The 10,343-nt window shown below is 62.0% G+C and carries 10 protein-coding genes and 1 riboswitch; of the genes, 5 read left to right on the top strand and 5 right to left on the bottom strand.

Translation table 11 applies throughout. The features are described 5' to 3' along the window. Positions 1-409: 409 nt before the first annotated feature. Positions 410-1,777, top strand: a complete 1,368-nt coding sequence (gene ltrA, locus ACMX25_RS24665; protein WP_414952672.1) for a group II intron reverse transcriptase/maturase — start codon at positions 410-412, stop codon at positions 1,775-1,777. Positions 1,778-1,862: 85 nt separating this feature from the next. Here the strand turns inward: ltrA and ACMX25_RS24670 are convergent, their stop codons facing one another. The 4 genes from ACMX25_RS24670 to cbiE are packed head-to-tail and all read right to left on the bottom strand — an operon-like array spanning position 1,863 to position 4,988. After that, positions 1,863-2,258, bottom strand: a complete 396-nt coding sequence (locus ACMX25_RS24670; protein ID WP_414952673.1) for a DUF4186 domain-containing protein — start codon at positions 2,256-2,258, stop codon at positions 1,863-1,865. Positions 2,259-2,267: 9 nt separating this feature from the next. Next, positions 2,268-2,996, bottom strand: a complete 729-nt coding sequence (gene cobM / locus ACMX25_RS24675) for a precorrin-4 C(11)-methyltransferase (protein ID WP_414952674.1) — start codon at positions 2,994-2,996, stop codon at positions 2,268-2,270. Then, positions 2,993-3,748 carry a cobalt-precorrin-6A reductase gene (locus ACMX25_RS24680; RefSeq protein ID WP_414952675.1) on the bottom strand — a complete coding sequence of 252 codons (756 nt, stop codon included), beginning with the start codon at positions 3,746-3,748 and terminating at the stop codon, positions 2,993-2,995. The genes cobM and ACMX25_RS24680 overlap by 4 nt, the downstream gene beginning before the upstream one ends. A gap of 31 nt (positions 3,749-3,779) precedes the next feature. Further along, a complete protein-coding gene (gene cbiE / locus ACMX25_RS24685; protein ID WP_414952676.1) occupies positions 3,780-4,988 on the bottom strand; it encodes a precorrin-6y C5,15-methyltransferase (decarboxylating) subunit CbiE in 1,209 nt (402 codons plus the stop codon). Positions 4,989-5,128: 140 nt separating this feature from the next. Beyond that, positions 5,129-5,305: riboswitch (cobalamin riboswitch) on the top strand. A 181-nt stretch (positions 5,306-5,486) separates the two neighbouring features. Between cbiE and cobG the strand changes: the two genes are divergently transcribed. The 4 genes from cobG to cobJ are packed head-to-tail and all read left to right on the top strand — an operon-like array spanning position 5,487 to position 9,746. Next, complete coding sequence (gene cobG / locus ACMX25_RS24690) at positions 5,487-6,728, top strand: precorrin-3B synthase (protein WP_414952677.1); 1,242 nt, start codon at positions 5,487-5,489, stop codon at positions 6,726-6,728. After that, complete coding sequence (locus ACMX25_RS24695; protein WP_414952678.1) at positions 6,721-7,347, top strand: precorrin-8X methylmutase; 627 nt, start codon at positions 6,721-6,723, stop codon at positions 7,345-7,347. The genes cobG and ACMX25_RS24695 overlap by 8 nt, the downstream gene beginning before the upstream one ends. After that, complete coding sequence (locus tag ACMX25_RS24700) at positions 7,348-8,073, top strand: precorrin-2 C(20)-methyltransferase (protein ID WP_414952679.1); 726 nt, start codon at positions 7,348-7,350, stop codon at positions 8,071-8,073. Next, positions 8,061-9,746, top strand: coding sequence for a precorrin-3B C(17)-methyltransferase (gene cobJ / locus ACMX25_RS24705; protein WP_414952680.1), 1,686 nt, complete (start codon positions 8,061-8,063; stop codon positions 9,744-9,746). The genes ACMX25_RS24700 and cobJ overlap by 13 nt, the downstream gene beginning before the upstream one ends. Position 9,747: 1 nt before the next feature. Here cobJ and ACMX25_RS24710 read toward each other — a convergent pair whose 3' ends face one another. Beyond that, positions 9,748-10,329 (bottom strand): vWA domain-containing protein, encoded by a 582-nt coding sequence (locus tag ACMX25_RS24710; RefSeq protein ID WP_414952681.1) that lies wholly within the window; start codon positions 10,327-10,329, stop codon positions 9,748-9,750. Between the last annotated feature and the right edge of the window lie 14 nt (positions 10,330-10,343).

Below are 10,343 nucleotides of genomic sequence, written 5' to 3' on the forward strand. Positions count from 1 at the left end.
TTTTTTCGTGTGCGCCCAGCATGGGCGCAATCTTGGAGGTGCGAGTCCTCCCGTGAGTTGACCACAGCGAACGAAGCGAAGCGCAACTGCGTGAGGGTGACCGAGCGTGGGGAGGAAGCGTGGAGCGAAGCCGCGAGCCGATGGACAAGAACCGGATAGAAGGCGGTGCCGATCAGGGCGAGCAGGCACGAAACTGCGAAGCTCTCGTGGTCAAGGATCAGGTGCTGTAGATCCGGCGGTTGTGCGGTGAAGGATTGCGTTCTTACCTGGGGAGATCTCGCCTCGTGCCTGAAAGGGCGACGGCGTCGAGTCGGAGCGAGAAGTCAGCAGAGGCCGTACTAGTCACAGGATAGGCCGGTGAGGCTGAAGCTAGTGATGAAGGGCCGAACGAGAAGGAGTGTTCAGCGTCATGTCGATGTGGCAGGCATTGCGTCAGATGCCCGGGCAAACGGGGCGAGCGGGAGTAGCGCGCGGTGAAGCTGCGCGTGTACCCGTGAGTGACGAAGCTTGCCGCCCGCGGCATGAATCCGGGAACACAGGGTCGGCGCTGCTGGAAGCGGCGTTGACGAGAGAGAACCTGAAGCAGGCGTTTAAGCGGGTACGGGCAAACAAAGGCGCTGCGGGTGTAGACGGTCTGGATATCGATCAGACCTCCCGACACCTGGTGACGGTGTGGCCTGTGATCCGCGAGCAATTGCTAAAGGGGACGTACCGGCCGAGTCCGGTACGGCGAGTGACGATTCCGAAAGCGGACGGAGGCGAGCGCGAGCTGGGCATCCCGACGGTGACGGATCGGCTGATCCAGCAAGCACTGCTGCAGGTGTTGCAGCCGATTCTGGACCCTACCTTCAGCGAGCATAGCTACGGCTTTCGGCCCGGGCGCAGTGCGCACGACGCGGTGTTAACCGCGCAGTCGTACGTGCAGTCTGGGCGGCGGGTTGTGGTGGACGTGGATCTGGAGAAGTTCTTCGACCGGGTCAATCACGACATTCTGATCGACCGCTTACAGAAACGCCTTGGCGACGCCGGAGTCATCCAGTTGATCCGGGCGTATTTGAACAGCGGCATCATGGATGACGGGGTGGTGCAGCAAAGACATCAGGGCACGCCGCAAGGCGGGCCGCTATCACCATTGCTGGCCAACGTGCTGCTCGATGAGGTGGATCGGGAATTGGAAAGGCGGGGTCATTGCTTCGTGCGCTACGCCGACGATTCGAACGTGTATGTTCGTAGCCGCCGTGCAGGTGAACGAGTGATGGCACTGTTGCGACGCTTGTATGGTCGGCTGCGCTTGAAGGTCAACGAGACCAAGAGCGCGGTGGCGAGCGTGTTCGGCCGCAAGTTTCTGGGCTACGGCTTGTGGGTAGCTCCGGGCGGTGTAGTGAAGCGCAAGGTAGCGGCCAAACCGCTCCTGGCGTTTAAGCGTCGCATTCGTGAACTGACCCGCCGTTCTGGCGGGCGCAGCATGAAGGAGGTGGTGGAACGGTTACGGCCTTACGTGTTGGGGTGGAAGGCATACTTCAGGATGGCGCAAACGCCCAGTGTGTGGTCGGCACTGGAGGAGTGGATGCGTCACCGGCTGCGCGCTATCCAGCTTAAACACTGGCGCCATGGCCTTACCATCTACCGGGAACTCCGTGCGTTGGGTGCATCCGCTGAAACAGCGCGCCAGGTGGCGGCGAATAACCGTTGCTGGTGGCGCAACAGCGACCGTGCTCTCAAACGCGTGCTCACTATCGCCTACTTCGATCGACTGGGGGTACCTCGACTCTCCTAACCTCAACTTCTCGAACCGCCCGGTGCGGACCCGCATGCCGGGTGGTGTGGCAGGGGTACGGCCTCTTGGCCGTCCCCTATGCCGATCAGAACGGCAAGTCGGGCTGACGTGGCGGTTTATCCGCACCGGCCACTTTTTGCGCCTTCAACCAGCGTTCGATAACCTGCACGACATGGTCCCGCTCGTCATCATCCAGCAGTTTTCCCGCCGCGATGCCATGCCATTTCGCGAGGCAACCCCGACAGCACGTTGCCGTGGCGTGCTGCGCGATAAATACCGGATGGCCGCGAAACGGCGTCTGCTTGCCGTCGTTCGGCGGATGCTCAGGCGCAAGCCGCCGCGCAATCAGTTCACGCGCATGGCTGATCACGTCCGTCATGCCGTGTTCACGCAAATAAGCCTCCTCACGCGCGCCCAAACGGAAACGCATGCGAAATTTCGAATGCGACAGGGCATCGAAAACGGTATCGATATCGCGCATGGCACTCGCTCAGAACGGCTTGCGATACAGCGATGAATCCGTAAAACCTTCCGCGTTCAGCACGTATCCCACCACGATCAACGCAGTCTTTTCGATGCCTTTTTCAAGCACTTTCCCTGCGATATCCGCAAGCGTACCGAGCACTTTCTCTTCGTCCGGCCAGCTTGCGCGGAAGATCACGGCTACAGGACACTCCGCGCCGTAATGCGGAATCAGATCAGCGACGATTCGTTCGATATGACGCACGCCAAGGTGAACTGCCATGGTCGCGCGATGGCGTGCGAGATCGGCGAGCTGCTCGCCTTCGGGCATCGATGTCTTCGTGGCGAAGCGCGTCAGGATCACCGTTTGCGAGATCCCGGGCAACGTGAATTCGCAACCAAGGGACGCCGCCGATGCCGCTGCCGCCGTGACGCCGGGAACGATTTCATAAGGAATCAAAAGCATATTCAAGCGCCGTATCTGCTCACCTATTGCGCCGTATAGCGATGGATCACCGGAATGCACGCGGGCAACGTCTTGCCCTTTGAGGTGAGCCGCTTCGAGCAACGCCACGATTTCGTCGAGATGAAGATCGGCCGTATTCACGACGCTTTCCGCGCCATGTCCGCTCAATACCGCTTCGGGCACAAGCGATCCAGCGTACAGGATGACCGGACAGGTCCGAATGAGGCGCTGGCCTTTCACCGTGATGAGTTCGGGATCTCCGGGTCCGGCGCCAATGAAATAGACCGTCATTTAAGGGGTTTTATCGAAAGTGATTGCGAATGGGACCCTGCTTCGAGTGCGTCTTGAAGCGAGTTTGTATCGGAGAATTCGCGCTGGACCGGTGGCAAGTTTGGCCTTTTCAGCATGACTACGGGCAAACCGCGTTCCCGCGCTACGGCAAGTTTCGCCTCCGTTGCCGCGCCGCCGCTATTCTTGCTGACGAGGACATCGGTTTGCTGCGTGTCGAAGAGCATGCGTTCACTTTCCAGCGAGAACGGGCCACGCGCACCGATGATTGTCGCGCGTGCGTTGCCCGGGTGCGAGTCGAGACAGCGAATGGTCCAGTGTTGCCCGGGAGGAATCTCATCAAGATGCGCAAGCGGTTCGCGGCCCAGCGTCCAGAGCGGAAATTTGTAAGGCGCGAGCGCGCGGATGATGTCCGGAAAATCGATTGCCTCGCGCCAATCGTCTTCGGATTGCGGCTGCCACGGTGCGCGGCGAAGCGCCCAGCATTCAATGTTTTTAAGCGCACTCGCCGTGCTCGCGTGATGGCTCATTTGTGCGGCGTAGGGATGCGTCGCATTGACGATCAAGCCGATGGATTCGGTTTCGATGAACGCCGCTAACCCTTCTATCCCGCCAAACCCGCCTACGCGGACGCGACAGATCAGATCGTCCGGTACACGGCCCAGTCCGGCGAGGCTATAAATATGCGCAGGGCCGAGACGTCGCGCGATTTTCAACGCGTCGCCGGTCCCTCCCAATAGCAGGGTCCGCATCATTGCGCCGCCCCTGCCGGCCGATCGATCCGCATCACGGTTTGACCGCGTGCAGCAGCGTGATCGGAAGCGCCTGGCGCCAGGTATCGAAGGCGCCTAGCGGCTGGGCATGCGCAACGCTGATACGCGTCATCTCGCCGCCGTGAAGCGCGCGCCATGCGACCAGCGTCATCTCGCTCTGGATCGTGACTGCATTGACTATCATCCGGCCGCCTTTCTTCAGATGAGACCAGCACGTATCAAGCATCTCCGGCACGGTCACGCCTCCGCCGATAAAAATCGCGTCGGGCTCAGGAAGTCCGGCCAACGCGTCAGGCGCTTCGCCCTCGACCAGTTGCAGTCCGGGTACGCCGAGCGCGTCGCGATTATGTTCGATCAGGCGTTGACGCTGGCCGTTCGCTTCGATCGCGATGGCACGGCAACCCGGATGCGCGCGCATCCATTCGATACCAATCGACCCGCATCCCGCACCCACGTCCCACAGCAGTTCGCCGGGCTCGGGAGCAAGCCGTGCCAGCGTGATCGCGCGGACATCGCGCTTCGTGAGCTGCCCGTCGTGCTGGTAAGCGTCGTCGGGAAGACCGGGCGTCAGGGGCAAGCGCCGCGCGTGGTTTTCCGCGATGCATTCGATCGCCACCAGATTCAGCGCGGCCACTTCGCTTGCCGTCCACGCACTGGCCACGCTGTCGATACGACGCTCGCGCTCGCCACCCAGGTGCTCGAATACGCTCAGCCGGCTCGCGCCGAAACCGCGCGTGGTCAGCAATTGCGCGACCACGCCGGGACTCGCGGCGTTGCTGCTCAGAACGAAAAGGCGCGCGCCGTGATGGAGCTGCGTTTCGAGGGCCGCGACCGGGCGCCCGACCAGCGAGACTACCGCGACGTCCTGCAGCCCCCAGTGCAAACGCGCGGCGGCAAGCGATAACGAAGACGGCGCGGGCACCACGCAGAATTCATCGGCAGTCAGTTCGCGGGCGAAAGTCGAGCCAACGCCGTACATCATCGGGTCGCCGCTTGCGAGAACGCACACCTGTTTGCGTCCGTGACGATATTCGAGCACGGGCGCGATCGTAAACGGCGCAGGCCATGCGCGACGTTCGCCGCCTATCCGCGCGGGTAACAACGCGAGATGACGCGCGCCGCCGAAAATAGTATCGGCTGCCAGCAGCGCCTGGCGCGCTTGCCGGCTCAGTCCGCGCCAGCCATCCTCCCCGATCCCCAACACGGTCAACCACGGTGACATCTGCCGGTCCTCTGATCTATTTTCCAACTCGTTCACTCACTCATTCACTGCTCGCGCCTCGTCTGCAACGCGGCCGGCACTATGCGGCTAAAGCACGTACGGCCTGACGCCTGCGCGCTTTAGCCGCTGCAAAAACGGGCATAATAGCGCGGTTAGTCGGTGCCCTTACGGGCCTAACAGGGAACACAGCAGAACTGTGGCTGCCCCCGCAATTGTACGCAGCGAGTCCGCGCTCCACTGCCACTGGTTTCGACTGGGAAGGCCGGTACGGATGACGACCTGCAAGCCAAGAGACCTGCCGACCGCAATTCTTCGTGCAAGCCAACATCGGGCGGGGTGTACCGATGCCGCGAACGTGCCATCCCGTGAAAGGGTCCGGCATGCTCGGGCGCCGCGCGAGACCGGACGGGTCACGCTTTGAACGAACCACTCACTACTGTACGCGGATTAGCGCACGCATCATCCCAAGCATCACGGCCATCGGCGTGTCCCGGTCTGATGCGGATCGTGCCTGCACGCGACGGCGGCCTGTGCCGCATTCGTCTCGTAAGGGGCGAGCTGAGCGCAGCGCAGGCGCGTGTCGTGACGCAAGTGTCGCTCGAATTCGGTTCCGGTTTCATCGATGCAACCAATCGCGCGAATCTCCAGATTCGCGGCGTCACTGAAGAGACAGACGCGCAGGAAGCGCTCGTCTCGCGGCTCGTCAATGCAGGGCTCGGTCCCGACACCCCCGATTCCGACGACCAGCGTAACGTCATGTCCAGTCCGCTGGCGGGCCTCGATTCGCACGCCTTGCTCGATGTCGTCCCACTCGTTTCCACATTGATCGGGCAGATGCAGCGTGACGTGCGTTTGCATCAGCTATCGCCAAAATTTGCGTTGATGGTCGACGGGGGCGAGCGCCTTGCCATGCTCGACCATCCTCACGATGTATGGCTTTCAGTGGTATCGGCGGAACGGTTTGTATTTGGGCTCGCGGGGTGTCCACCCCAATTTGAAAACGATGCGCCTGCGTTGGCTGCGGTGAAAACCGGGCACGTCCCTGAACTCGTTATTGCGCTGCTGCATACCTTCCTCGATCTTGCTCAGCCCTGGCAGACCAGGATGCGTGATCTGCTGACGACATATTCCATCGAAGACATTCTTGGCCGCGCGCAGGAGAAGCTTGGCTTTGCTTTGGATCATGACGTTGAGCATTGGCGACGTCCCGCCTCCGATGCAAAGCTGCGTTTCGGCGTGCATCGTCAAGAGATGGGCGACAGCGTGTGTGTCGGTGCGCAAGTGCCGCTTGGGCGCCTGGATGCCGCAACACTGCTTGCGCTCGCCGATCTTGCGCCACGATTACGCATGACGCCCTGGCAAAGCGTCATGCTGCTCGACGTGCCTTCTGCTAATGCCCAAACGGTCGTTGCACAACTCGCCGCACTCGGTCTCGCGACGAACCCCGACGAACCCTTCGCGCGCCTGATTGCGTGTGCGGGTTCGCCAGGCTGCGCAAAAAGTTTTACCGATACTAAAACTGACGCGCGACTTCTCGCTCGGTCAATGCCGCCCACGGGCGACGTACACCTAAGCGGTTGCGCGCGCTCATGCGCGGCGGCACATCGCGTCGATACCACCTTGCTGGCTGTTGCACCCGGCCGCTACGATCTCTACGGCAACGCACCTGAGCCCCTCGCGCGCCATCTCACCATTGAACAGGCAGCCCGCTGGCTAGCCCGGAGTCACCTTGATGCTTGACTACATTCGCGACGGCCAGGCGATTTATCGCGCGTCGTTTGCGACCATTCGCGCCGAGGCCAACCTCTCGGCCATTCCCACCGATCTCGAGAAACTTGCCGTGCGCGTGATCCACGCATGCGGCATGACAGACGTCATCGACGACCTCGTGTTCTCTCACGGCGCGGGCACGGCAGGCCGCCTGGCGCTCAGCAAAGGCTCTTCTATTCTCTGCGATGCCCGCATGGTCGCCGAAGGCATCACGCGCGCGAGACTGCCGGCGGATAACCGCGTGATCTGCACGCTCAACGATCCTTCCGTGCCTGAACGCGCTCGCGCACTCGGCAACACGCGCTCCGCTGCCGCGCTCGAGCTGTGGCAACCAGATCTTGAAGGCAGTGTGGTCGTGATCGGTAATGCGCCCACTGCACTCTTTCATCTGCTCGACATGCTCGACGCAGGCGCGCCCAGACCCGCGCTGATCCTGGGCTTCCCCGTGGGGTTTATCGGCGCGGCAGAATCGAAAGCGCTGCTTGCCGCCGATAGCCGCGGCGTGCCATTCGTCGCATTGCGCGGCCGGCGTGGCGGCAGCGCGATGGCGGCCGCTGCCGTGAACGCGCTGGCAACGGAGACCGAATAGATGAGCGGACGCCTCTATGGACTCGGTGTCGGCCCCGGTGACCCCGAGCTGATCACAGTAAAGGCACTGCGCTTGCTGACCTCGGCTGCGGTGGTCGCTTACTTCGTGGCAAAGGGCAAGAGAGGCAACGCGTTCGGCATTATCGAAGTGCATTTGAAAGAGACGCAAACCCGCATGCCGCTGGTTTATCCCGTCACAACAGAAGCGCTTGAACCGCCGCTCTGCTATGAAACGATCATCGGCGACTTCTACGATGAATCCGCCCTGCGCATCGCGGATCATCTAGAAGCCGGCCGCGATGTAGCCGTGATCTGCGAAGGCGATCCGTTCTTCTACGGCTCGTACATGTATCTGCATGACCGGCTGTCCGAACGATTCGAAGCGCATGTCGTGCCCGGCGTGTGTTCCATGCTCGGCGGGGTTGCCGTGCTTGGCGTGCCGCTTGTGTATCGGAACCAAAGCTTGTCGGTGTTATCGGGCGTGCTGCCGGAAGCCGATCTCAGGCAACGTCTCGCCACCGCCGATGCCGCCGTGATCATGAAACTGGGCCGCAACTTCGATAAGGTACGACGCGTGCTGACCGAACTCGGACTCGATAAACGCGCGCTTTACGTCGAACGCGCGACCATGGCGAACCAGCGCATCGTGCCGCTGGAAGAAGTCGATCCCATGGCGTCGCCCTACTTCTCGCTGCTCGTCGTGCCGGGGGAAAAATGGCAGGCGTGAGCGAGTTGAGCGATCAGGTTCCCGTAGCAATCGTGGTGCTGGGCACGGGCGCGGTTGATACCGCTCGCAGCATCCAGGCGCGGTATCCGGGTTCGCTCATTCATGGACTCGCAAGCCGCGTGCAGGGCGATGTTACGTTTACCGAACTGGGCTTGCACCTGCGCGAACTCTATGCGCGCAACACGCCGATTGTCGCCTTGTGCGCGGCGGGCATCGTGATCCGATGCCTGGCATCTGCGCTCGCCGACAAGACTCATGAACCGCCCGTGCTGGCCGTGGCCGAAGACGGCAGCGCGGTCGTGCCCTTGCTTGGTGGGTTGGGTGGAGTGAACGTGATGGCGCGGGAAATAGCGGCGGCGCTGGACGTCGCGCCGGCAATCACAACGAGCGGTGAACTACGTTTCGGCACTTGCTTGCTGAACCCGCCGGCGGGATACGTGTTAGCCGATATCGAACACGGGAAACGTTTTGTGTCCGATCTTCTGGCAGGCGCCACGACGCGTATTGAAGGTCACGCGCCGTGGCTCGACGCAGCAGACTTGCCACGCGCTGCCGACGCGGGCCTCGCGATCCGCATCACGCCGCATACGAGCGAAGTTGCGGGCGAGCTGATAATTCATCCGCGTTGCGCGGTGGTGTGCGTGACGGCGTTGTCGTCAGAGGGCTCCATCGTCGAACGCGTGCGCGGGATCTTGCGTGAACAACGCATTGCACCGATAGCGCTGGCGGCGGTCCTCGCGCCCTTGAACATGATGACGTCGGTATCGCTTGTCGAAGCCGCACATACATTAGATATGCCGCTGCGCTTCGGAACGCTTCCAGCAGGTTTTGTCGTGCTTGAGTCTCTTGATGCCGGCATCACAATTGCTCTCGCGCCACAGCCGCTCGATCCCTCGACACTCGGACAAGCACGCGGCACGCTGACCGTGATTGGTCTCGGCCCCGGCAGCGCAGATCTAATGGTGCCCGCTGCAAGACATGCGTTAATTCGAGCAGACGATGTCCTCGGTTACGAGACCTATGTGCGCATGGCCGGTCCGTTCGCGTCGCATCAGGTCCTGCATTGCACCGACAACCGCGAAGAGATGCAGCGCGCGCGTCATGCGTTCGAACTGGCGAGTGCAGGACGTAACGTGGTGGTGGTCTCGTCGGGAGATCCCGGGGTCTTTGCAATGGCCGCGGCCGTGCTCGAAGCGCTCGATCAGGCCCGCGACAACGCGCCGTGGAACGCGGTGGAGTTGGCGGTCGTCCCGGGAGTTTCAGCAGCCCTTGCGACGGCTGCCAAGGCCGGTGCGCCCCTCGGCCACGACTTCTGCATGCTGTCGCTATCGGACAACCTCAAGCCGTGGGCCGTGATAGAAACGCGCTTGCGGTACGCGGCTCAGGCCGATCTCGTGATGGCGTTTTATAACCCCGTCTCTCGCGCGCGGCCGTGGCAACTCGATCGCGCGCTCGATATCGTGCGGGAGCATCGGAGCGGGGCAACCGTGATCGTGCTGGGTAGAAATATCGGCAGGCCGGGCGAAACACTGACCACCACGACGCTGGAAAAACTGCATTCCAGTCAAGTCGATATGCGTACGATGGTGATTGTCGGTTCGTCCACCACGCGCAGTTTTCCGCGAGCCGATGGTCATGGCGACTGGGTATACACGCCGCGCTGGTACGAATGAACTAGGACGAAGTCATGGAAGCGGCCGTACGATACTCCGCGCGCCATGACTCGGCTAGCGTCGCGCAACGCCCTAAGCGCACCGCTTGATTTTCAAAATCGACGATGACAATCTGATCCGCCGCATCGGGACGCGAAGGTGTTTCCGGACTGCGGCCGTCGGTCAGCAGCCACAAGAAACGCCGCTGTGAAGGGCGATGACGTGCTGCCCTAAGCAGCACATTAGCGCCTGCATGTACGCCCAGCGCAAGCGGCGTTCCCCCGCCTCCACCAATAGGCGCGAGCCAACGTTCATTCCACCAATGCGCCGCTCCAGGTTCACGACGCACTTGCGCCTCCCCACCGCCGAAGCAGACCAGCGCCACCTCTGCGCGCTCGCGGTACGCCCGGTCGAATAGCGCCACGACCAGTCCTTTAGCAAGCGCGAGCCGCTTGCCGCTTAGCATCGACCCGGAGCAATCGAGCACGAAGCAATGCAACGCGCTGCTGTCGCCCTGCTCGCGATGAAATCTCAGGTGAGTTCTGTCCAGAGGTTGATTGCGTTTCGCCAGCAGCGTCTGCAACCAGTCGATGCGCGTGCTCACTTCGCCCGCACGTG

Origin of the sequence: Caballeronia eucalypticola, assembly GCF_047608185.1 — a bacterium.
In the GTDB taxonomy this organism is placed as follows: Bacteria; Pseudomonadota; Gammaproteobacteria; order Burkholderiales; family Burkholderiaceae; genus Caballeronia.

Coding starts and splice junctions, on each gene's coding strand:
- ACMX25_RS24700 (WP_414952679.1), top strand. CDS start 7,348: ATGAGCGGACGCCTCTATGGACTCGGTGTCGGCCCCGGTGACCCCGAG.
- cobG (WP_414952677.1), top strand. CDS start 5,487: ATGCGGATCGTGCCTGCACGCGACGGCGGCCTGTGCCGCATTCGTCTC.
- ACMX25_RS24670 (WP_414952673.1), bottom strand. CDS start 2,258: ATGCGCGATATCGATACCGTTTTCGATGCCCTGTCGCATTCGAAATTT.
- ACMX25_RS24680 (WP_414952675.1), bottom strand. CDS start 3,748: ATGATGCGGACCCTGCTATTGGGAGGGACCGGCGACGCGTTGAAAATC.
- cobM (WP_414952674.1), bottom strand. CDS start 2,996: ATGACGGTCTATTTCATTGGCGCCGGACCCGGAGATCCCGAACTCATC.
- cobJ (WP_414952680.1), top strand. CDS start 8,061: ATGGCAGGCGTGAGCGAGTTGAGCGATCAGGTTCCCGTAGCAATCGTG.
- ltrA (WP_414952672.1), top strand. CDS start 410: ATGTCGATGTGGCAGGCATTGCGTCAGATGCCCGGGCAAACGGGGCGA.
- cbiE (WP_414952676.1), bottom strand. CDS start 4,988: ATGTCACCGTGGTTGACCGTGTTGGGGATCGGGGAGGATGGCTGGCGC.
- ACMX25_RS24695 (WP_414952678.1), top strand. CDS start 6,721: ATGCTTGACTACATTCGCGACGGCCAGGCGATTTATCGCGCGTCGTTT.